The organism is Nisaea sediminum (assembly GCF_014904705.1).
Lineage (GTDB): Bacteria > Pseudomonadota > Alphaproteobacteria > Thalassobaculales > Thalassobaculaceae > Nisaea > Nisaea sediminum.
In genome coordinates this window covers 453,455-478,198 of sequence record NZ_JACZCQ010000006.1, presented here as the reverse complement: position 1 = coordinate 478,198, position 24,744 = coordinate 453,455, and the positions used below count along the sequence as shown (strand labels likewise).

Sequence of the window (24,744 nt, the reverse complement as noted above, 5' to 3'; positions counted from 1 at the left end):
CGGTCGATCACACGAGGTCTGTCCAGAGATTCCCGGTGAGACCCGCCCGGCTGATGTTCGCACCGTCCATTTCCCAGATCGAGACCTGGCCGGTCGTGCCGCTGGCGATCTGGATGTCGGCCTTGCCGTCGCCGTTGAAATCCTTCACCTCGCCGAGAGTCCAGCCGTCCTGAAGGTTTCCGACGAACGCCTTCTCCGATGTTCCGCCGGCATCCATTTCCCAGACTGAGACGGCCGTCCCGTTGGAAACCAGCAGGTCGGCCGAACCGTCGCCATTGAAGTCGGTGACGGAATGGATCGACCAGCCCGAGCCGAGCATTCCCGTGTAGGTCTGCGCGGTGGCCGTGCTCCCGTCCATCTCCCATGCCGAGACCACACCGTTCTCGTTCCGTGTCAGGATATCGGCCTTGCCGTCGCCGGTCAGATCCGCCACGGCCTCGATCTCCCAGCCGTCTCGCAAGGTGGCTGTATAGCCCTTGTTGCTCGCGGTTCCGCCATCCATCTCCCAGACAGAGACGACTCCGGTTTCGTTCTTGATCAAGATGTCCTGTTTGCCGTCGCCGTTGAAGTCGGCGATGGCCTCGATGTTCCAGTCGGCGCTCATATTGCCGGCATAGGTCTTTTCGCTGGCAGTACCGCCGTCCATGACCCAGACGGAAACCGCACCACCCTCGTTTCGGGCAAGAATGTCGGTCTTCCCGTCGGCGTTGAAATCGGCGAGGGCCTCGATGGTCCAGTCGGAGCCCATCCGTCCGGCATAGGATTTCTCCGCCGCCGTACCGTCGTTGCCCATGACCCAGACGGAGACGGCCCCGGTATCTTGCCGGATCAGGATGTCCTCCTTTCCATCGTCGTTGAAATCGGCGGTGCCCTCGATGGTCCAGCTTGAATCCAGCCGGCCCGCGTAGGTTTTCTCTGCCGCGGTCCCGCCATACATGCGCCAGACCGAGAGTGTCCCGTTGTCGCCGACCATCAGGACATCGTCGTCGGTATCGCCGTCGAAATCGGCGATGGAGCGTATCGAGAACGTTTCTTGCGTGCCCAGTCCGCCGGCATCCTTTTTCGTCAATGCCTCCGCCCCGTCGAGGGTCCAGATCGAGATCCGGTCCTCGGTTGAGGTCAGCAGGAGATCGGTCTGTCCGTCGCCGTTGAAGTCGCCCGTATGAGTAATCTCCCAGCCGGGGATTTCCGCCGGGGTGAAGCTGACGACGGTCGTGCCGTTCTCGATCGTGGTGGAAAGCGAGTCATATTCGCCGACGAGCCCGAAGACCGCGTCCGCGGTGCCGTCGCCGTCACTGTCGACCGTGACGAAGGTCTGACCGTTCTGATAGCTCATCCTGAAGCGGCTGTAGCCGAGTTCCGCATCGGAAATGACCAGCCGGTCGTTCTCCGTCATGTCGGCGATGGCGTCGCCGTCGAGTTCCGTCAGGGTCGCGACGAAGACGTCGTTTCCGTCTCCTCCGTTCAGGATGTCGCCGTTGCTGCCGGCCCCGCCGTGGATCGTGTCGTCGCCGTCCCCTCCATCGACGCTGTCGAGTCCGTCGCCGGCATAGATCACGTCGTTTCCGGCATTGCCGTAGATCAGGTCGCCGGCCCCGCCCGCATGGATCGTGTCGTCGCCCGCAAGACCGGTGATGGCGTCGATGGCCTCGCTGCCGGAGAGCGCGTCCCCGGCGTCGGTGCCCGTGACCTGGTTCCAGATCAGTTCGTAATGTTCGACACCGTGGAAGCGGCTGATATCGCTGTCGTCGGTGGTGTAGACGGTATCGTTGCCCGCGCCGCCATAGATGACGTCCGAGCCGTCGTCGTAGATCACGTCGTCGCCCGCATCGCCGTAGATCGTGTCGATACCTTCGCCGCCGCTCAGCGTGTCGTTTTCCTCGCCGCCGGAGAGCACGTCGTTGCCCGCGCCGCCCTCTAGAAGGTCGTTACCCCTGCCGCCGGAGATCAGGTCGTCCCCGTTCTCGCCGAAGAGGGTATCGTTGTCGTGCCAGCCGATGACGAGATCGTTTCCCTCGCCGCCGCTGATCACATCGTCGCCGCTATGGCCGACAAGCGTGTCGTCGCCCGCATCGCCGATCAGAAGGTCGTCGCCGGCGAGACCGCTCATGCTGTCCGCTCCGGCGCCGCCTGAAAGCGTGTCCGCGTCGGCGTTGCCGACGACGATATCGTCGCCATCCCCGGCGAGGATCAGGTTGCGTCCCTCGGTGCCGCTGAGCGTGTCGCTCTGGTCCGTGCCCGAAGTGAGGTCGTAGAGATAGCGGATTTCCTCGATGCCGATGAAGCGCGACTCGTTGCCATAGGATGTCGTCCAGACGGTATCCACGCCGTCTCCGCCGTAAACGATATCGGCGCCGTCGTCGTAGAAGACATCGTTCCCGTCGCCGCCATAGAGCGTGTCGGCTCCCTTGCCGCCGTCGATGGTGTCGTCACCGACGCCACCGAAGAGATTGTCGTCACCCTCGCCGCCGTCGATGGAATCATCTCCGGCGCCGCCGTAAAGGATGTCGTTGCCGCCGAGGCCGGAGAGCGTGTCGTTGCCCCCACCGCCGTCGATGGCGTTCGCGGCCAGTGTCCCGATGAGGCTGTCGGCACCGTCTCCGGCGGAGATCGTGTCCAGAGGCACGAGAACGACTTCCTCGACGCCGATGAAGCGCGAACGGTCGCTGTCGTCAGTCGTGTAAACGGTATCGTTGCCTGCGCCGCCATAGATGATGTCGAGACCGTCATCGTAGATCGCGTCGTCGCCGTCGCCGGCAACGATCGAATCGGCTCCGGCCCCGCCATAGATCAGATCGTCGCCGCCGCCGCCGTTGATCGCATCGCCGCCGTCGTCGCCATAGAGCGTATCGAGACCCGATCCGCCTGAAATGACGTCGTTGCCGCCGCCGCCATAGACCAGGTCGTTGTCGTTGCCGCCGCGCAAGGTATCCTTGCCGAGACCGCCATCGATCGTGTCGTCGCCGTCGCCGCCGCCGATTTCGTCTCCGACCACAGTGCCGGTCAGGATGTCCGGGTCGACGCTGCCGGTGAGGGTGACCGCATCCACCCCGACGATCGATTCGACATCGACGAAGCGGCTCAGGTCCGACGTGTCGTTGGTGTAGACCGTATCGTTGCCGTCGCCGCCATAGACGATCTCGTCGTCGTCGGCATAGATGATGTCGTTGCCCGCATCGCCATAGAGCGTGTCCAGGCCCGCGCCGCCGTAGAGCGTGTCGTTCCCGTCGCCGCCATAGAGAATATCGTTGCCGTCATTGCCGAAAAGCAGGTCGTCGGCACGTCCGCCGGAAACCGTATCGTCTCCTGCATCGCCGAACAGCGTGTCCCGATCGTGCCATCCGATGACGAGGTCGTTGCCGTCGCCGCCATAGATCAGATCGTCGTTCTCGTGTCCGACGAGGGTGTCCTCACCGGCGCCTCCGAGCAGGGTGTCGTCGCCGGCGTCACCGCTCAGCCGGTCGTCTCCATCGCCACCGTCGAGACTGTCGTCCCCGGTGCCGCCGACAATCGAGTCGGCGCCTCCCTGTCCCTGAAGCGTGTCGTTTCCGACGACGCCATACAGCGTGTCGTCGTCGCCGGTTCCATCATAAAAATCGTTGGAATCCGTACCCTCGAATAGCGTCCCAGCCATGTGAACCTCCGCACACAGGTTTAAGAGACACCTAGAAGCAATATGTCTTTGTGAGGGCGGCAGGTACTCCGCGCGGCTCCGGTCCTCAGGGGGCCGGTTGTCCGCTGCCCGGCTCCTCGGGCGTCAGCCGGAAGGGGAGCCGAAACGGAGAGATTCTTCGGTGCCGAGAAGGGCTTTTTACCCAGGAAGCGACATAACCATCACTGTCATGTGGTTATACTAAGTCGCTCCAGAGATTGCCAGTCAAACCTATTTCCGTGACGGAGCCGCTGTCCATTTCCCAGATCGAGACCTGGCCGGTTTCAGTGTTCTCGAGCTGGATGTCGGCAGCGCCGTCACCGTCGAAATCCGCCGCAAGACCCGGTTGCCAGCCCTCGATCAGCGGCCCGGCGAAGGCTTTTTCCGAGGTGCCGCCGGCATCCATTTCCCAGATCGAGACATAGCTATCGTTGTCGGTGATGAGCAGGTCGGCTGAGCCGTCGCCGTTGAAATCCGCGATCTGCGCGATATCCGAACCGGCGCTGAGCTTGCCCGTGTAGGTCTTGGCCGTCGCGGTGCCGCCGTCCATTTCCCAGACCGAGACCACGTCGTCCGCGCTCCGGGTCAGGATGTCCGCCTTGCCGTCGCCGGTGAAATCCTCGGTGGACTCGATGCTCCAGCCGTCCCCGAGCTTGCCCGCGTAGGATTTCGCGGTGACGGACGCACCGTCCATTTCCCAGACCGAGACGGCGCCGTTCTGGTCCTTGATCAGCAGGTCGTCCTTGTTGTCGGCGTTGAAATCGGCGACCGCCTCCAGATCCCAGTCGGAGCTCATATTGCCGATATGGGCCTTGTTCGCGGCCGTGGCGCCGTCCATTTCCCAGACCGACACGTCGCCGCTCTCGTCATTGCGGAACAGCAGGTCCGACTTGTCGTCCGCATTGAAGTCGGCGACCGTCTCGAGCTTCCAGTCGGAGCCCATGTTGCCGACATAGGATTTCTCGGATGCGGTGGCGCCGTCCATCAGCCAGACGGAGACCGCGCCGTCCTCGTGGCGCAGCAGGATGTCGGTTCCGCCGTCGGCATCGAAATCGGTGGTCGCGGCGATTTCCCAGCCGTCCTGCAGCAGGCCGGTAAAACCTTTCTCCACGACCTCCCCGTCCTCGACTTCCCAGACCGAGACCACCCGGTCGGTGCTGTCGAACAGCAGGATGTCGTCGTCGCCGTCGCCGTCGAAATCGGAGATCGTGTGGAGCTCGAAGTCGCCGACCCGGGTAAGGTTGCCGGCATAATTCTTTGCAAGCGGCGTGGCACCGTCGAGGGTCCAGATCGAAACGTCGCCGTCCTCGGACGCGACCAGCAGGTCCTGCTTGCCGTCTCCGTTGAAATCGCCCGACCCGGCGATCGACCAGTCCGTGTGCTCGGGCTCGGTCGAGAAAACGATCGACGTGTTGTTGTCGGTCGTCGAGGTGTTGACCGACTGATACTCGCCGTTGACGGTGAAGCTCGCGTCGGCGTTGCCGTCCCCGTTCGAGTCGATGGAAACCACGGTTGTTCCGGAACCGGGGGTGACCGTGACATCTTCATCGGAGAAGGCGGCGCCCTTGATAACGACCGAATCGCCGTCCGTGAGGTCGACGATCGTATCCCCGTTCACTTCCGCGGCACTGCCCTCGAAAGTATCGTTGCCGCCGCCACCGGCCAGCGTGTCGGCGTCGGCGCCGCCGCTGAGAATATCCGCACCCTCGCCGCCGGAAAGCGTATCGCTTCCGGCTCCTCCGTCGAGCAGATCGTTGCCCTCTCCACCGTCCAGGAGGTCGTTTCCGCCATCGGCCGAGAGCGTGTCATTGCCCAGGCCGCCCGAGAGCGTGTCGTTGCCAGTGGTCGTGACCGCCAGATCGTCGCCGTCTCCGGCATCGATGCTGTCGGCGCCGCCACCGCCGGAAATGGTGTCGCTGCCGCTGCCCCCGGAGAGCGTGTCATTGCCGTAGGAGCCGCTGACCTGGTCGTCGCCCGGGCCGGCATCGACCGCGTCGTTGCCTCCGCCGCCTTCGATGGTGTCGTTCCCGTCGCCGCCGTCCAGCGTATCGTTGCCGCTCTCGCCCCGGATCGAATCGTCGCCGGTGCCGCCATCGAGGCTGTCGTTCCCGCCGGCCCCCGAAATGGTATCGTTGCCTGCACCGCCGGAAATCGTCTCGTTTTCCCAGGTGCCGGTGAGGGCATCGTCGCCGTCGGTTCCGGAGATCGGACCTTCGCTGAAACGGAGGGTGGTGCCGCCGCTCTCTGCGGTCGCCGTCGCGGCTCCGAAGCTGCCGTTGAGGGTGAAGCTGATATCGGCCGAACCGTTCCCGTCGGTGTCGATGGAAACCGTGGAGACGCCATTCTCGCTGGTGACCGTCACGGCATCCGCCGTGATGCTGAGACCGTCGAGATGAACGGATTCGTCGATGTCGAAATCGGCGATATGATCCCCGTCCAGATCGGCGGCCGTGCCGGTGAAGACGTCGATGCTGTCGCCGCCGCTGACCGTGTCCGCGCCCGCGCCGGAATTGATCGTGTCGATGCCGGCACCGCCGAGGATGGAATCGGCGCCCGCGCCGCCGTTAATGTTGTCGGCGCCGCCGCCGGCGGAGATGGTGTCATTGCCCGCGCCGCCGGACAGTTCGTTATTGCCGGACGCCGCGACGATCAGGTCGTCGCCGTCACCGCCGTCGACGGAATCGTTGCCGCCTTCGGTGTGGATCGTGTCCGCGCCGGCGCCGCCGCTCAGGGTTTCGTTGCCGTAGCTGCCATAGATGACATCGTCATCGTCGCCGGCGTCGACACTGTCCGCTCCGCCGCCGCCGTAGATCGTGTCGTTGCCGTTTCCGCCAAGGATCGTGTCGTTGCCGGAGGTTGTGCTGATCCAGTCGTTCCCGGGGCCGCCGTCGACGAAATCGTTCCCGCCGCCGCCCGAGATGGTGTCGTCGCCTTCGCCGCCGGAGAGGGTGTCGGCCGCCCATCCGCCGGTGATCGCGTCGTTGCCGCCACCGCCGTCGATGCTGTCGTTGCCGCCCAGTCCGACGAGCTGGTCGTCGCCGAGCCCGCCCTGGATGGTGTCGTTCTGGTAGGCGCCCGAGACGGTGTCGTTGCCGTCGCCGCCGTCCAGGCTGTCGGCGCCCGCTCCGCCGGTGATCAGATCGTCGCCCGTACCGCCGAGGATCGTGTCGTTGCCCTGGCCGCCGGAGATCGTGTCCTCACCCGCGCCACCGTCGAGCAGGTTGGCGCCGCTGGTGTCGCGCAGCACATCGTTGCCGTCGCCGCCGCTCAGCGTGTCGTTGCCGACGCCGCCGCTCAGCGTGTCGTCGCCGATATCTCCGAGGATCGTGTCGTTCCCGGCCTCGCCGTAGAGCAGGTCGTTGCCCTCACCGCCGTCGAGCAGGTCGTCGCCCTGGCCGCCATAGATCGTGTCGTTCCCGGTCCCGCCGGAGATCGTGTCGGCGCTGTTGCTTCCGGACAGGGTCTCGTCATCCGGACCGGGTCCGCTGAATTGCAGCGCCGAATCGCTGCCGGTCGGTGTGACGGTGACGGTGTCGAATACCCCGTCGAGCGTAAAGCTGACATCGGCCGATCCGTTTCCGTCCGTGTCGATGGAGACCGTCGTGGTGCTCCCGTTGTTCGACAGGGTGACGCGGTCCGAGGTGAGGACCAGGCTGGACAGCAGAACGGTTTCCCCGTCCTCGTAATCGATGATGCGGTCGCCGTCGAGTTCCGCCGCGGTAGCGACGAAGGTGTCCGTGCCGGTGCCGCCTGCAAGCGTGTCGGTGCCGTCGCCGCCTTCCAGGACGTCGTTTCCGGTTCCGCCATAGACCTGGTCCCTGCCGGCATCGCCGTACAGGTAATCGTCGCCACCGACCCCGGAAATGGTGTCGTTGCCGCCGAGACCGTAAATCGTGTCGGCGCCGGCATCGCCGACAAGGAGGTCTTTCTTGCTCGTACCGTCCATGGTTCCGCTCAGAACACTTCTTCGATCATCTTCAGACCCGGAATTGGGTCGTCAGTCTTGCAGAAGCCTACCGCAACCGCCGAGCGGCGGAAGGATACACCCCTGTATCTACCTGAAGTTTATGTAATCAATTACCGCACGCTTAGGATTGCTCGGTATGCGATTCGGCCATGCGTATTGTGAGGGCGTCACGCTCAAGATGGATAAAATGTTTTAAGAATTGGTTTTCTTTGCGGGTATAGCTGGGCGAGCGGTCGTGGAAGCGGCGTTTCGCCGCATACACGGTTATTCGCCGGCGACATCCCGCCGCCCACGCTGGCCCCAAACCGGGACCCCACCGCCCGGACCGGCGGCGTCCAGTGCTAAACCAGATCGGCCCAGAGATTGCCGGTGAGCCCGGCGACGACCACATCGGCACCGTCCATCTCCCAGATCGAGACCTGGCCGGTTTCGGTGTTCTGAAGCTGGATATCGGCCGTGCCGTCGCCGTTGAAGTCTGCGATCTTGCCGATCTCCCAGCCTTCCTGAAGCCGGCCGACATAGGCCTTCTCCGAGGCGCCGCCGGCGTCCATTTCCCAGAGCGAGACCACGCCGTCGCCGTTGGTGGTCAGAAGATCGTTCGAGCCGTCGCCGTTGAAATCGGCGATATGCTCGATCTCCCAGCCCGCACCGAGCTTGCCGACATAGGTCTTGGAGGAGGCGGTGCCGCCGTCCATTTCCCAGACCGAGACCGCACCGTCGGCGCTCTGGGTCAGGATGTCGGCCTTGCCGTCGCCGGTAAAGTCCTTCACCGACTTGATTTCCCAGCCCGCGCCGAGCTTTCCGGCGAAGGATTTCTCGGAGGCGGTGCCGCCATCCATTTCCCAGACCGAGACCGCGCCGTCGCTGCCGACTGCCAGGATGTCCTGCTTGCCGTCGCCGTTGAAGTCCGCGACGGTCTCGATTTCCCATCCGGCGCCGAGCTTTCCGGCATAGGACTTGCTGGAGGCGGTGCCACCGTCCATTTCCCAGATCGAGACACTGCCGTCCGTGCTGTTGCGGACCAGCAGGTCGGCCTTGCCGTCGCCGCCGAAATCGGCGATCTGCTCGATCGTCCAGTCGGAGCTCAGCTGTCCGGCATAGGAACGACTCTCGGTAGTCCCGCCGTCCATCTGCCAGATCGATACCGCGCCGTCCTGGTGACGCAGCAGGATGTCATGTCCGCCGTCGCCGTCGAAATCCGCCGTCCCGGCGATTTCCCAACCGGCCTGGATACGGCCCGAATAGGCTTTCTCGCTGGCCGTTGCGCCGTCCATTTCCCAAACTGAGACCGCCCCGTCGCTCGATTTCAGCAGGATGTCGTCGTCGCCGTCGCCGTCGAAATCGGCCACCGTCTGGATCTCGAAGTCGCCGCCCCGGGTGAGCGAGCCGGTCGCCGCTTTCTCGATCGGCGTCGCGCCGTCGAGGGTCCAGACGGAAACGCCGCCGTTGTTGGATGTCAGCAGCAGGTCCTGCTTGCCGTCGCCGTTGAAATCGCCGGTGCTGTGGACCGACCAGACCAGCTTGTCGGAAAGATCCGGCTCCGTGGAGAAGGAGAGCGTCGTGTCACCGGCGCTCGCCGCCGCAGTGACCGACCGGAACTCGCCCTCGATGGTGAAGCTCGCATCCGCCTCGCCGTCGCCGTCGGAGTCGATCGCAACTGTGGTTACGCCGTTCGAAACCGTCAGCGTGACATTGTCGGAGGTAAACTCGGCGCCCCGGATCAGCACGGAATCGCCGCTGGTGAGGTCGCTGATCGTGTCGCCTGCGACCTCGGCCGCGCTGCCCGCGAAGGTGTCGTTGCCGGCACCGCCGGTCAGGGCATCCGCGCCCGCGCCGCCGGAGATGAGATCCGCGCCGTCGCCGCCGAAGAGGGTATCCGCTCCGGCGCCGCCCTGGAGCGTGTCGTTGCCGAAACCGCCGTCGATCAGATCGTTGCCGCCGGCCCCCTGGAGCAAGTCGTCGCCCGCGAGACCGCTGATCGTATCCGCGTCCGCCGTTCCGGATAGCGTGTCCGCGCCTTCGGTCGCCGTGACTTCTGTGGAGAAGGCGAGCGCCGTGCCGCTGCCCGACGCGCTCACGGTCACCGAATGGAAGGCGCCGTCGAGCGTGAAGGTCGCATCGGCGTTTCCATCGCCGTTGGCGTCGATGGTCACGGTGGTCCGGCCGCCGGAGACACTGAGCGACACCGCGTCGCTGTCGAAGCTCGCATCGGCGATCACCAGGTCGCCGCTCTCCGGATCGAAATCGCCGATCGAGTCGCCGTCGAGATCGCTGAGCGAGCCGACGAAACTGTCCGCGCCGTCGCCGCCGACAAGGGTGTCGGCACCGGAACCACCGACGATCCGGTCATCCCCCGCACCGCCGCCGATGACGTCGTCACCGGCACCGCCGTCGAGGGTTTCGGCATTGTCTCCGCCGGTGATCTGGTCGTTGCCGTCGCCGCCGGCAATGCTGTCGGTGCCCCCGCCGCCGGAGATCGTGTCGTCGCCGGCCCCGCCGTCGAGCGTCTCCGCGGTCGAACTGCCGGTGATGACGTCGTTGCCGTCGCCGCCGCTGACATTGTCCGCGCCGCCCAGGTTGACGATGGTATCGTTGCCTTCACCGCCGAGCACCGTGTCGACATCGCTGCCTGCGGTGATCTCGTCGTCGCCCGCGCCGCCGTCGAGCACGTCATTTCCGCCGCCGCCGGACAGCACGTCGTTGCCGTCGCCGCCCGAAAGGGTTTCGGCATCGCCTGCGCCGACCAGGGTATCCTCGCCGGTTCCGCCATCGAGCATGTCGGCGCCCACGCCGGCCGATAACATGTCGTTGCCCGAGCCGCCGGAGAGCGTGTCATTGCCCGCGCCGCCGGTGAGGGTGTCGTCACCGTCACCGCCATCGATCGCGTCCGCGTCGTCCCCGCCGTCGAGCACATCGTTTCCGGCGCCGCCATCGACCGAATCGTCACCGTCCCCGGCGAGCACCGTGTCGTCGCCATCACCGCCGCTGATCGTGTCGGTACCGCCGTTCGCGCTGATCGAATCGTCGCCCGCGCCGCCATCGAGGAGATCGTCGCCGTGGCCCGCGCCCAGCTCGTCGTTCCCGGCGCCGCCATGGATCGTGTTGTTGCCGTTGTCGCTCAGCACGGTGTCGTCGCCGTCGCCGCCGTCGAGCACGTCATTGCCCTCGCCGCCGTCGAGCAGATCGTCGCCGTCAGCGCCGCTCAGCGTGTCGTCGCCCGCTTCTCCGCTGAGCGTATCGCCGTCGAGACCGCCATCGAGCAGATCGTTGCCGGCTCCGCCGGAGAGGTTGTCGGAGTCAGCACCGCCGGACAGCGAGTCTTCGCCGGTTCCGCCGGTCAGGGAATCATTCCCCGCGCCGCCGGTGATCTGGTCGTTCCCGTCCCCACCATCGAGCGCGTCGTCGCCGCCAAGCCCGTCGAGCGTGTCGTCACCCTCGAGGCCGGTCAGGGTATCGGCGCCTTCGAAGCCGCTGATCGCATTGTCGTCTTCGGTCGCCTGTTCGTCGGCAATGACAATGTCCTCGACATTGGAGACCGTGAGGCCGTCGAGGTCGGAGCGGGTGTCGACATAAAGCGTGTCATCGCCCTCTCCGCCGTCGATGACTCCACTGTCGCCGGCATAGAGCGCGTCGTTGCCGGCGCCGCCGGAGACGGTATCGCTGCCGTCCGTCGCGTAGAGCGTGTCGGATCCTTCGCCGCCGTCGAGGAGATCGTCACCGGAGCCGCCGTCGAGAACATCGGCATCCGCGCCGCCGGAGAGAACGTCGCTATCGGCGCCGCCGGACAGAGTATCGCCGCCGTCGCCACCGGAGAGGGTGTCGGCCCCGTCGCCGCCCGTCAGGGCGTCGTTTCCGGCTCCGCCGGTGACCTCGTCGTTGCCGGCGCCACCATCCAGGACATCGTCGCCCGCAAGGCCGTCAAGCGTATCGTCGCCGCCAAGTCCGGAGATTGTGTCCGCGCCCTCGAAGCCGCTGATCCGGTCGTCGCCCTCTGTCGCCTGCTCGTCAGCAATGACGATGTCTTCGACATTGGAGACCGAGAGGCCGTCGAGATCGGAGCGCGTGTCGACATGGAGCGTGTCGTCGCCGTCGCCGCCGTCCACGATGCCACTGTCGCCCGCGTAGATCGCGTCGTCGCCGGCGCCGCCGGAGACGGTATCGCTGCCGTCCGTCGCATAGAGCGTGTCGCTGCCGTCGCCGCCGTCGAGAACGTCATTGCCTTCACCGCCGTGGAGGACATCCGCGTCCGCGCCGCCCGACAGTGTGTCGGAGCCGGTTCCGCCGGAGAGCGTATCTGCGCCGCCGCCGCCGGTCAGGGCGTCGTCGCCCGCGCCGCCGGTGATCTCATCGTTGCCGGCCCCGCCATCCAGCGCGTCGTTCCCCGCGCCGCCCTCAAGCGTGTCGTTCCCGCCGAGCCCGCCGATCGTGTCGTCGCCGGCGGTCCCGACGAGGCTGTCGTCGCCTTCGGTCGCGGTGACGTCCGGCGAGAAGGAAATGGAGGTCTTGCCGTCCGCCGTGCTGGTCGTGACCGAGTGGAACTCGCCGGTCAGCGTGAAGGTCGCATCGGCAGTGCCGTCGCCGTTGGCGTCGATCTCGACCGTGGTGGTGCCGTCGGCATAGGTGAGGGTCACCGCATCGTCGCCGAACGAGGACCAGCCGATGACCAGGTCGCCCTCTTCCGGATTGAAGTCGGCGATATGGTCGCCGTTTAGGTCCGTCAGGCTGCCGACGAAGCTGTCCGCGCCTTCGCCGCCGGTCAGGGTGTCGGCATCGTAGCCGCCCTCGAGCGAATCGTTGCCCGCGCCGCCGTCGATCACGTCCGCGCCATACTCGCCCTTGACCGTGTCGTTGCCGTCGCCGCCGGAGATCTCGTCGTTGCCGTCACCGCCGTTCAGCGTGTCGTCGCCGGCCTCGCCGAGCAGCGTGTCCTCGCCCTCGCTGCCGTGCAGGGTGTCATTGCCCTCACCGCCCGACATCAGGTCGTCGCCGGCGTAGCCGCTCAGGAAATCGTTCCCGGTGCCGCCGACGAGGGTGTCCTCGCCGTCGCGGCCGTCGATCGAATCGTCGCCCTCGCCGCCATCGAGACTGTCGCCGGTAGTGTCGAACAGGCGCCCGCCGGTCAGGGTGTCGTTGCCGGCACCGCCATAGATCGTGTCCGACCCCTCTTGGCCGTTGAGGACGTCCTGATCGTCGCCGCCATCGATGACATCGTTGCCGGTGCCGCCGTTGATCGTGTCGACGCCCGCGCCGCCGGACAGCGTGTCGTTTCCGGCGCCGCTATTCAGGTTGTCGTTCCCGGCACCGCCGTCGGTCAGGTCGTCTCCGTCACCGTCGCTCAGGTAGTCGTTCCCGGCGCCGCCGGACAGCGTGTCGTTCCCACTGCCGCCGAGCAGGCGGTCATCGCCGTCGTCTCCCTTGAGGAGGTCGTCATCACCGCCTCCATCGAGCGAGTCGTTGCCGCTGCCGCCGACCAGCGTATCGTTGCCGTCGTCGCCGGTGAGGCCGTCGTCGCCCACGCCTCCATCCAGCAGATCGTTGCCGTCACCGCCACTGATCACGTCGTCTCCGCCGAGACCGGAGACCGTATCGTTGCCGCCGAGCGCGGAAATGGTATCGCTGTCCGCGAAACCGGAGATCAGGTCATCGCCTTCGGTCGCCTGCTCGTCGGCGATGACGATCTCCTCGACATTGCTAACCGTCAGGCCGTCCAGATCGGAGCGGGTGTCGACATAAAGCGTGTCGTTGCCCGCGCCGCCGTCGACCACACCGGAATCCCCGGCATAAAGAACATCCGCGCCGCCGCCGCCGGAGAGCGTGTCGCTGCCGTCGGTACCGTAGAGCGTGTCATTGCCCGCACCGCCGGAGATCTCGTCGTTTCCGGCGCCGCCGTCGAGCACGTCGTTGCCCGCGAGGCCATCAAGCGTGTCGTCACCTTCCAGACCGGTCAGGGTGTCCGCACCGTCGAATCCGCTGATCGCGTCGTCGCCTTCGGTCGCCTGCTCGTCTGCGATGACGATCTCTTCGACGTTGGAAACCGTCAGGCCGTCCAGATCGGAGCGGGTGTCGACATAGAGCGTGTCGTCGCCGTCGCCGCCATCGACCACGCCGTCGCCCGCGGCATAGAAGACATCGTCCCCAAAACCGCCAGAGAGCGTATCGGCGCCTGCACCGGCGTAGAGCGTATCGTTTCCAAGGCCTGCGTCGATCAGATCGTTGCCGTCGCCGCCATCGATGAGATCGTTGTTGGCGTCCCCGGACAGGGTGTCGTCGCCGCTGCCGCCGTAAAGCGTGTCGTTGCCGAAACCGCCGTCGATCAGGTCGTTGCCGTCGCCGCCGCTCAAGGTGTCGGCAGCGTCGCCGCCGGAGAGTGTGTCGTCGCCGGTTCCGCCAGTCAGCGCATCGCTGCCCGCCCCGCCGGTGATCTCGTCGTTTCCAGTGCCGCCATCGAGGACGTCGTCGCCTGCAAGGCCGTCGAGCGTGTCGTCGCCGCCGAGGCCGGAGAGGGTGTCGCTGCCCGCGAATCCGCTGATCGCGTCGTCGCCGTCTGTCGCCTGCTCGTCGGCGATGACGATGTCCTCGACATTGGAGACCGTGAGGCCGTCGAGGTCGCTGCGCGTATCGACATAGAGCGTGTCGTTGCCGGCACCGCCGTCGACCACTCCGCTGTCACCGGCATAGAGCGCGTCGTCTCCGTCGCCACCCGAAAGCGTGTCGGTGCCGGCGGTCGCATAAAGCGTGTCGGACCCATCGCCACCGTCGAGGAGATCGTTTCCAGCGCCGCCATCCAGAATGTCGGCATCCGCGCCGCCGCTAAGAGTGTCGCTGCCAGCACCGCCCGAAAGTGTGTCCGCGCCGGTTCCGCCCGAGATTTCATCATTACCCGCACCGCCATCGAGGACGTCATCGCCCGCCAGGCCGTCGAGCGTATCGTCGCCGCCAAGACCGGAGAGGGTGTCCGCGTCTGCGAAGCCGCTGATCGCATCGTCGCCGTCTGTCGCCTGTTCGTCGGCGATGACAATGTCTTCGATATTGGAAACCGTCAGCCCGTCGAGGTCGGAGCGGGTGTCGACATAAAGCGTGTCGTTGCCGTCTCCGCCGTCCACGACGCCGCTGTCGCCGGCGTAGATCGCGTCGTCGCCGGCCCCGGCGGACACGGTGTCGGTGCCGTCCTCGGCATAGAGAACGTCGTCGCCTTCGCCGCCGTCCAGAAGATCGTTTCCGGCGCCTCCGTCCAGAACGTCAGCATCGTCCCCACCGGAAAGATTATCGCTGCCAGCGCCGCCCGAAAGTGTGTCCGCGCCCGTGCCGCCGGTCAGCGCGTCATTGCCCTCGCCGCCGGAGATCGCGTCGTTTCCGGCGCCGCCATCGAGGGCATCGTCTCCGGCAAGGCCGTCGAGCGTGTCGTTTCCGCCGAGGCCGGAAAGCGTGTCCGCATCTTCGAAGCCGGAGATGGCATCGTCACCCTCGGTCGCCTGCTCGTCGGCGATGACGATGTCTTCGACATTGGAGACAGTGAGGCCGTCCAGGTCGGAGCGGGTATCGACATAGAGCGTATCGTTGCCGTCTCCGCCGTCCACGACGCCGCTGTCGCCGGCGTAGATCGCGTCGTCGCCGGCGCCAGCGGAAACCGTATCCGTGCCGTCCTCAGCATGGAGAACGTCATTACCTTCGCCGCCGTCGAGCAGATCGTCGCCCGCCCCGCCGGAGAGGGTGTCCGCGCCCGCGCCGCCGGTCAGCGCGTCATTGCCGTCGCCGCCCGAAATTTCGTCGTTTCCTGAACCGCCATCGAGCACGTCGTCGCCGGCGAGCCCGTCCAAAGTGTCGTCGCCTGCGAGGCCGGAGAGGGTGTCGGCATCGGCGAACCCGCTGATGGCATCTTCGCCGTCTGTCGCCTGTTCGTCGGCGATGACGATGTCCTCGACGTTTGAAACCGTCAGACCGTCGAGGTCGGAGCGGGTGTCGACATAGAGCGTGTCGTTGCCGTCTCCGCCATCCACGACGCCGTCGGAGCCAGCATAGATCGCATCGTCCCCGGCCCCGGCGGACACGGTGTCGGTGCCGTCCTCGGCATAGAGAACGTCGTCGCCATCGCCGCCGTCGAGGAGGTCATTTCCAGCGCCGCCATCCAGGAGGTCGGCATCGTCGCCACCCGAGAGGATGTCGCCGCCCGCACCGCCGGAGAGAATATCAACCCCGGCGCCGCCCGTAAGCGCGTCGTTGCCGTCGCCGCCTGCGAGCGCGTCGTTTCCAGCGCCGCCATTGAGGCTGTCGTCACCGGCGCCGCCATCCAGAAGATCCGCATCCGCGCCGCCGTCGAGGGCGTCGTTTCCGGCGCCGCCGCTGATCTGATCGTTTCCGGCGCCGCCATAGAGCGCATCGTCGCCAACGCCGCCGTCGAGCGTGTCGTTGCCGGCTCCGCCATAGAGCTGGTCGTTGCCCGCCCCGCCATCCAGCAGATCGTCGCCTTCGAGACCGGCGACGATGTCGTCGCCGCCGAGACCCGACACGGTGTCGTTGCCCGCGAGTGCGGAGATCGTGTCGTCATCCTCGAAGCCGGAAATCAGGTCATCGCCGTCTGTCGCCTGCTCGTCCGCGATGACGATGTCTTCGACGTTGGAGAAGGTCAGGCCGTCCAAATCGGACCTGGTGTCGACATAGAGCGTGTCGTTACCCTCGCCGCCATCCACGACACCGCTGTCGCCGGCGTAGAGCGCGTCGTTGCCCGCACCGCCGGAAAGGGTATCGGCTCCGTCGGTCCCGTACAGGACGTCGTCGCCGTCACCACCCTGGAGGAGGTCATTGCCGGCACCACCGTCGAGAACGTCAACATCGTCTCCGCCCGAGAGAGCGTCGTCGCCTGCACCGCCGGATAGTGTGTCCTCACCGGCACCGCCGGTCAGGGCATCGTTTCCGCCACCGCCTGAGATCTGGTCATTGCCGGCGCCGCCGTCGAGCACGTCGTCGCCCGCGAGTCCGTCCAGCGTGTCATCGCCGCCAAGGCCTGAAAGGGTGTCGCTGCCGGCGAAGCCGGAGATCGCGTCGTCGCCCTCGGTCGCCTGTTCGTCGGCGATGACGATGTCCTCGACATTGGAGACGGTCAGGCCGTCGAGGTCGGACCGGGTGTCGACGTAAAGGGTGTCGTTGCCGTCGCCACCATCCACGATGCCGCTGTCGCCCGCGTAGATCGCGTCGTCGCCGGCGCCAGCGGAGACCGTATTCGTACCGTCCGTCGCATAAAGCGTGTCAGCGCCTTCGCCACCGTCGAGGAGATCATTCCCGGCGCCGCCATCCAGGATATCGGCGTCATCGCCACCCGAGAGGGTATCGCTGCCGGCGCCGCCGGACAGTGAGTCCTCACCGGTTCCGCCGGTCAGGGCGTCATTCCCTGCGCCGCCGGTGATCTGATCGTTTCCGGCGCCGCCGTCGAGCACATCGTCGCCCGCGAGACCGTCCAGTGTGTCGTCGCCGCCAAGGCCGGAGAGGATGTCGGCATCGGCGAAGCCGCTGATGGCGTCATCGCCTTCGGTCGCCTGTTCGTCGGCAATGACGATGTCCTCGACATTGCTGGTCGTCAGGCTGTCCAGATCGGAGCGGGTGTCGACATAGAGCGTGTCGTTGCCCGCGCCGCCGTCGACCACGCCGTCGGAGCCCGCGTAGAGCGCATCGTTGCCGCTGCCACCCGAGAGCGTGTCGGTACCGTCGGTTCCATAAAGAACGTCGTCGCCATCTCCGCCGTCCAGCGCATCGTTTCCGGCACCGCCGTCGAGAACGTCGGCATCGCCGCCGCCCGAGAGGGTGTCGTCGCCCGCATTGCCGGAGAGGGTATCCGCGCCGGTGCCGCCGGTCAGGGCATCGTTGCCTGCGCCGCCGGTGATCTCGTCATTGCCGGCGCCGCCGTCGAGCACGTCATCGCCCGCGAGGCCATCCAGCGTGTCGTCGCCGCCGAGGCCGGAGAGGGTGTCGGCGCCTTCGAACCCGGAGATGGCGTCGTCAACCTCGGTCGCTTGTTCGTCCGCGATGACGATGTCCTCGACATTGGAGACGGTCAGACCGTCGAGGTCGGAGCGCGTGTCGACGTAAAGGGTGTCGTTGCCTGCGCCGCCATCCACGACACCGTTATCGCCGGCATAGAGCGCATCGTCTCCGGCGCCGCCCGAGACGGTATCGGTACCGTCTGATCCATAAAGAACGTCGTCGCCGTCGCCACCGTCGAGCAGGTCGTTACCCGCGCCGCCGGAGAGGGTGTCGGCTCCTGCACCACCGCTCAGGGAATCGTCGCCGGACCCGCCGGTGATCTGGTCGTTACCAGCGCCGCCGTCGAGCATGTCGTCGCCCGCGAGCCCGTCCAGTGTGTCGTCGCCGCCGAGGCCGGTAAGGGTGTCGTGGCCAGCGAAGCCGCTGATGGCGTCGTCGCCTTCGGTCGCCTGCTCGTCTGCGATGACGATGTCTTCGATGTTGGAGACGGTGAGGCCGTCGAGATCGGCGCGCGTGTCGACATAGAGCGTGTCGTTGCCGTCGCCACCGTCCACGACACCGCTGTCGCCCGCGTAGATCGCGTCGTTGCCGGCGCCGGCAGAGACGGTGTCTGTGCCGTCCGTAGCATAAAGCGTATCGGAGCCTTCTCCGCCGTCCAGCAGATCGTCTCCAGTTCCGCCGTCGAGGACATCTCCGTCCGCGCCGCCCGAGAGGGTATCCGCATTTGCGCCTCCATAAAGCGCGTCAATGCCGCCGCCGCCTTCGAGCGTGTCGCTTCCCGCGCCGCCCGAAAGCGCATCTGCGCCGGTTCCCCCGGTCAGGGCATCGTTGCCTGCGCCGCCGGTGATCTGATCATTGCCGGCACCGCCGTCGAGCACGTCGTCGCCTGCGAGACCGTCGAGAGTATCGTCGCCGCCAAGGCCGGTAAGGGTGTCGCCGCCTGCGAAACCGCTGATGGCGTCATCGCCTTCCGTTGCCTGCTCGTCGGCAATGACGATGTCCTCGACATTGCTGATCGTCAGGCCATCCAGATCGGACCTGGTGTCGACATAGAGCGTGTCGTTGCCGGCGCCGCCGTCGACCACGCCGTCGGAGCCCGCATAGATCGCGTCGTCGCCGGCACCGGCAGAGACGGTGTCTGTGCCATCCTCGGCGTAGATCGTGTCCGAGCCGTCGGCGCCATCGAGCAGGTCGTTCCCGGCACCACCGTCCAGGACGTCGGCATCGTCGCCGCCGGAAAGGCTATCGCTGCCAGCACCACCCGAAAGTGAGTCCTCACCGGTTCCGCCGGCCAAGGCATCATTCCCTGCGCCGCCGGTGATCTGATCATTGCCGGCACCGCCGTCGAGCACGTCGTCGCCTGCGAGACCGTCGAGAGTATCGTCGCCGCCAAGGCCGGTAAGGGTGTCGCCGCCTGCGAAACCGCTGATGGCGTCATCGCCTTCCGTTGCCTGCTCGTCGGCAATGACGATGTCCTCGACATTGCTGATCGTCAGGCCATCCAGATCGGACCTGGTGTCGACATAGAGCGTGTCGTTGCCGGCGCCGCCGTCGACCACGCCGTCGGAGCCCGCATAGATCGCGTCGTCGCCGGCACCGGCAGAGACGGTGTCTGTGCCATCCTCGGCGTAGATCGTGTCCGAGCCGTCGGCGCCATCGAGCAGGTCGTTCCCGGCACCACCGTCCAGGACGTCGGCATCGTCGCCGCCGGAAAGGCTATCGCTGCCAGCACCACCCGAAAGTGAGTCCTCACCGGTTCCGCCGGCCAAGGCATCATTCCCTGCGCCGCCGGTGATCTGGTCGTTCCCTGCGCCACCGTCGAGCATGTCGTCGCCCGCGAGCCCGTCGAGCGTGTCGTCGCCGCCGAGGCCGGAGAGAGTGTCTCCATCGGCGAACCCGGAGATCGCATCGTCGCCTTCGGTCGCCTGCTCGTCGGCGATGACGATGTCTTCGACATTGGAAACCGTCAGGCCGTCGAGATCGGACCTGGTGTTGACATAGAGCGTGTCATTGCCGTCGCCGCCGTCTACGACGCCGCTGTCGCCGGCGTAGATCGCGTCGTCGCCCGCGCCGCCCGAAAGGGTATCGGCGCCGTCGGTTCCATAAAGAACGTCGTCGCCGTCGCCACCGTCGAGGAGGTCATTTCCGGCGCCGCCGGTGATCTGATCATTGCCGGCGCCGCCGTCGAGCACATCGTCGCCCGCGAGGCCGTCGAGCGTGTCGTCGCCGCCGAGGCCGGAGAGGGTGTCCGCATCGGCGAACCCGGAGATCGCATCGTCGCCTTCAGTCGCCTGTTCGTCGGCGATGACGATGTCTTCGACATTGGAAACCGTCAGGCCATCGAGGTCGGAGCGGGTATCGACATAGAGCGTGTCGTTGCCCGCGCCGCCATCCACGACGCCGCTGTCGCCGGCATAGATCGCATCGTCGCCATCACCGCCGGAAAGCGTGTCGGTTCCGACTTCGCCGTGCAGGGTGTCGTCGCCCGTGCCGCCGAGTAGCAGGTCGTTCCCCGTGTCGCCGACCAGAAGATCGTTGTCGGCTCCGCCGCTCAGGGAGTCGCTGTGCGCACCGCCATAGAGCGTATCGGAACCCGCTCCGCCCTTGAGCGCATCGCTTCCTTCGCCGCCGGTGATTTCGTCGTTGCCCGCACCGCCGTCGAGCACGTCGTTGCCCGCGAGGCCGTCCAGCGTGTCGTCGCCGCCGAGGCCGGAGAGGGTATCGTGGCCGGCGAAGCCGGAAATCGCGTCGTCGCCTTCGGTCGCCTGCTCGTCGGCGATGACAATGTCTTCGACATTCGAGATCGAGAGGCCGTCGAGGTCGGAGCGGGTATCGACGTAAAGGGTATCGTTGCCGTCGCCGCCATCCACGACCCCGCTGTCGCCGGCATGGAGCGCGTCGGCGCCAGCGCCGCCGGAAAGGGTATCCTTGCCGTCCGTACCGTACAGGACGTCGTCGCCGTCACCACCGTTGAGGACGTCATTGCCGGCACCGCCGTCGAGGAGATCACCGTCGGCGCCGCCCGACAGGCTGTCCGAACCCGTTCCGCCGGAAAGGGTGTCTTCGCCGGTTCCGCCGGTCAGGGCGTCGTTACCTTCGCCGCCCGTGATCTGATCGTTCCCGGCGCCGCCGTCGATCACGTCGTCGCCCGCGAGACCGTCCAGCATGTCGTTTCCGCCGAGGCCGGAAAGTGTGTCCGCATCTTCGAAGCCGGAGATGGCGTCGTCGCCCTCGGTCGCCTGCTCGTCGGCAATGACAATGTCTTCGACATTCGAGATCGAGAGGCCGTCCAGATCGGACCGGGTATCGACATAGAGCGTATCGTTGCCGTCGCCGCCATCGACCACGCCGCTGTCGCCCGCGTAGATCGCGTCGTCGCCCGCGCCAGCGGAGACCGTGTCGGTGCCGTCGGTCGCATAAAGCGTGTCGGACCCATCGCCACCGTCGAGGATGTCGTTCCCGGCGCCACCGTCGAGCACATCGCCGTCCGCGTCACCCGAAAGGGTATCGCTGTCCGCGCCGCCGGAGAGAGTGTCCTCACCGTTTCCGCCGGTCAGGGCATCGTTACCTTCGCCGCCCGTGATCTGATCATTGCCGGCGGCGCCGTCGAGCGCATCGTCGCCCGCGAGGCCGTCGAGCGTGTCGTCGCCGCCGAGGCCGGAGAGGGTGTCCGCATCGGCGAACCCGGAAATCGCGTCGTCACCTTCGGTCGCCTGTTCGTCTGCGATGACGATGTCTTCGACATTCGAGACGGAGAGGCCGTCGAGGTTGGAGCGGGTGTCGACATAGAGCGTGTCGTTACCCTCACCGCCGTCGACCACGCCGCTGTCGCCGGCATAGAGCGCGTCGTCTCCGTCGCCACCCGAAAGCGTGTCGGTGCCGGCGCCGGCGGAGAGTGTGTCCGCGCCGTCGCCGCCGTCCAGCAGGTCATTGCCCGCGCCGCCGTCGAGAAGGTCGTCTCCGGCGAGACCTGAAACCGTGTCGTTGCCGCCGAGGGCGGAAATGGTGTCGCCGTCGGCGAAGCCGGAAATCAGGTCGTCGCCTTCGGTCGGCTGCTCGTCGGCGATGACGACGTCCTCGACATTGGAGACGGTCAGGCCGTCGAGGTCGGAGCGGGTGTCGACATAGAGCGTGTCGTCGCCGTCGCCGCCATCGACCACGCCGCTGTCGCCGGCATAGAGCGCATCGTTGCCGGCCCCGCCGGAAAGCGTATCGCTGCCGTCAGTGCTGGAGAGGACATCGTCGCCGTCGCCGCCGTCGAGCAGGTCGTTGCCGGCCCCGCCGCCCAGGGTGTCGGCGCCGTCCCCGCCGGAGAGGGTGTCACTCCCCGTTCCGCCGTCGAGCAGATCGTTACCGGCCCCGCCCTCGACGATATCGTCTCCGTCGCCGCTGGAAACCGTATCGTTTCCGGCGAGGGCGGAAATGGTGTCCGCATCGTCGGTCCCGTCGATGCTGTCGTCGCCGCTCGTGCCGGTGACCGGTCCCGTGACGAAGGTCAGGCTGGTGCCGTTCTCGCCCGCCGTGACATTGATCGACTCGAAATTGCCGTCGACAGAGAAATAGTAGTCCGGCCAGCCGTTGCCGTTTTTGTCGATGACCACATAGGTGGTGCCGTAATAGTTCTGTAGCGAGACATCGTCTGCATCGAGGGTCTGATCGGTCAGCAGCAGGGTATCGCCGCTCTCGAGCCCTTGCAGATGATCGCCCTGGAAATGGGAGGCGCGGCCTGTGATCAGGTCGTTCCCGGCACCGCCGTCGATCGTGTCGCTGCCTTCGCTGACATAGATGGTGTCGTCTCCGGCGCCGCCGGAGATCACGTCGCTTTCGCCGCCGCCGTTGATGCTGTCGTCGCCGTCGCCGCCAAGGATCGTATCCTTGCCATAGCTGCCGCTGAGGCTGTCGTTCCCGTCACCGCCCTCGATGACGTCGTTTCCGCCGCCGCCGGAGATGGTGTCGTCGCCGCCGCCGCCGACGAGGGACTCGCTGCCGTAATCGCCACGCACATAGTCGTTGCCGGCGCCGGCCAGGATTGTGTCGTTGCCACCGCGCCCCGAGACGGTGTCGTCGCCCGAACCGGCGTCGATGTAATCGGTACCGGACTCGCCGGATACAAGGTCGTTGCCGTCACCGGCGTAGATCGTATCGTTCCCGCCGCGCCCGGAGATGGTGTCGTCGCCGGCGCCGCCGTCGACATAGTCGCTGCCGGAATCCGCGGAGACGAGATCGTCGCCGTCGCCGGCATAGATGGTGTCGGTACCGCCGCGTCCGTAGATCCGGTCGTCGCCCGCACCGGCGTCGATGTAATCGTTGCCGGAATCGCCGGAAATCGTGTCGTCGCCGGCCCCGCCGTCGAGGCTGTCGTGCCCGCCGCGGCCGCGGATCAGGTCATTGCCGTCGCCGCCTGAAATCGTGTCGTTTTTGTAGTCGCCGGAGATGGTGTCGTCGCCTGCCTCGCCCTCGATCCGGTCGTTGCCCGCGCCGCCTGCGATCCTGTCATCGCCTTCGCCGCCGTAGATCGTGTCGTTGCCCTGGCCGCCGGTGATGGAATCCTCTCCCGCGCCGCCGGAAAGCAGATTGTTGCCGCTGTCGTCGCGCAGATAGTCGTCGCCGCCGTTGCCGAGGATCGTGTCGTTTCCGGAACCGCCGGAAATCGTTTCGTTGCCGCTCCCGCCATGGAGGAAGTCGTCGCCGCTGTCGCCGAAGAGGCTGCTGCTGTCCGCGCCGCCGTAGAGAATATCGTTTCCGGCGCCGCCCGAGGCCCTGTCATTGCCGGCGCCGGTATGGATGGTGTCGTTTCCGCTGCCGCCCGACAGCGTATCGTTTCCGTCACCGCCATAGAGGAGATCGTCGCCGTTGCCGGCGTCGATATAGTCGTCGCCGCTATCGCCGAAAAGCTGGTCGTCGCCGTCCCGGCCGGAGAGAGTGTCCCTGTCGCCGAGCCCGGAAATGGTGTCGTTGCCGGAAGATCCAGTGATGTAGTCGCGACCGTCGTCGCCCGTGATCAATCCGCTCTGGGATTGCGGGTTCGCGTCGTCGTCTCCATCATTGTCGCGGTCCCGCCACTTTCCCATTCTATGCTCCAGAGCCCTGGTGTCTGGCCGGCAGGATTCTCCCGCCGGGCGATCAGTGCATCACACGCCGCCCCATATAGGGCTAAAAAGCGGATAATTTCAATAAAAGTTTATCTAATTTCATCCTATTGGATGGTGCACCGTAGCTTCCGACGGTAGACCTTAACCTCTAAAATTTAGTTAGTTTTTTGCCGGGTGTTAAATTTTTACGCCGTGGGAATAGGAAATATTGCGGCCGACACCACTGGACGTTCCACGGCACGGCCTTGCGTGCAACATTCGGCGGCACCGGTGCGCGACGCATCCGGAATGCGTGAAAATCCGGAGCCGGGGCGGCGCGAGAGAGCGCTTCGAGGCCGGTGACGAACTCGATCATCTGGGAGAACGTGCATGACGATCGAACTCTGGGGCAGGCCGACATCGGCCCGCACGCAGAAGGTCCTGCTGGCGCTGGCGGAACTCGGACTGCCCTACAAGCTGACTCTGGCCAGCGCGACGATGGGGGCCGACGGGCATGTGGCCAAGGGAAACCGGGCCTTCGGGGTCGTCGATACGCCGGAATACCGGGCGATGAATCCGAACGGCACCGTGCCGACGATCCGGGACGGCGGGTTCGTGCTCTGGGAGTCGAACGCGATCCTGCAATATCTCGCCATGACCTACGACCCTGCCGGATTCTACGGCAATGACATAAGGCGCTTCGCGTCGGCGGCGCGCTGGATCATGTGGGAGAATAATGAACTGATCCCGCCGATGCACAATCTGGTGAAACACACGATCCGGCTGCCCCTGTCCGAGCGCGATCCAGGGGTTGCGCAGCAATCTCTGGAGCGGCTCGAAAAGACCTGGAACCTCGTCGAGGAGCAGCTCGGACGCACCCGGCATATCGCCGACGATTCCTGGAGCTACGGCGACATTCCGATGACCATCCGGGTGCATCGCTGGGCTTTGCTGCGCGGCACGGATGTGCTGACCCCGAACATCGCGCGCTACTACGGAGTGATTTCGGCGCGCCCGAGCTTCGAGGCGGTCCGGGATCCGGACATGCATGTGGCGGGATAGATGATCGGGATGACCGG

The 24,744-nt window shown here is 66.1% G+C and carries 4 protein-coding genes; 1 reads left to right on the top strand and 3 read right to left on the bottom strand.

Annotated features, from left to right (window positions below; genetic code table 11):
- Positions 1-7: 7 nt before the first annotated feature.
- The 3 genes from IG122_RS14285 to IG122_RS14275 all read right to left on the bottom strand — a co-directional run bounded on the left by IG122_RS14285 (position 8) and on the right by IG122_RS14275 (position 23,665).
- The gene (locus IG122_RS14285; RefSeq protein WP_193184613.1) at positions 8-3,634 is read right to left on the bottom strand and encodes an FG-GAP-like repeat-containing protein; all 3,627 of its coding nucleotides are present in this window, start codon (positions 3,632-3,634) and stop codon (positions 8-10) included.
- A gap of 214 nt (positions 3,635-3,848) precedes the next feature.
- Complete coding sequence (locus tag IG122_RS14280; RefSeq protein ID WP_193184611.1) at positions 3,849-7,598, bottom strand: FG-GAP-like repeat-containing protein; 3,750 nt, start codon at positions 7,596-7,598, stop codon at positions 3,849-3,851.
- Between the two features lie 362 nt (positions 7,599-7,960).
- Entirely contained in the window at positions 7,961-23,665 is a 15,705-nt protein-coding gene (locus tag IG122_RS14275) for a hypothetical protein (protein WP_193184610.1), read from the bottom strand.
- Positions 23,666-24,055: 390 nt separating this feature from the next.
- Here IG122_RS14275 and IG122_RS14270 point away from each other — a divergent pair, with 390 nt between their 5' ends.
- Positions 24,056-24,727: a glutathione S-transferase family protein gene (locus IG122_RS14270; RefSeq protein ID WP_193184608.1), complete on the top strand. Its 672-nt coding sequence runs from the start codon at positions 24,056-24,058 to the stop codon at positions 24,725-24,727.
- The last annotated feature ends 17 nt before the right edge of the window (positions 24,728-24,744 follow it).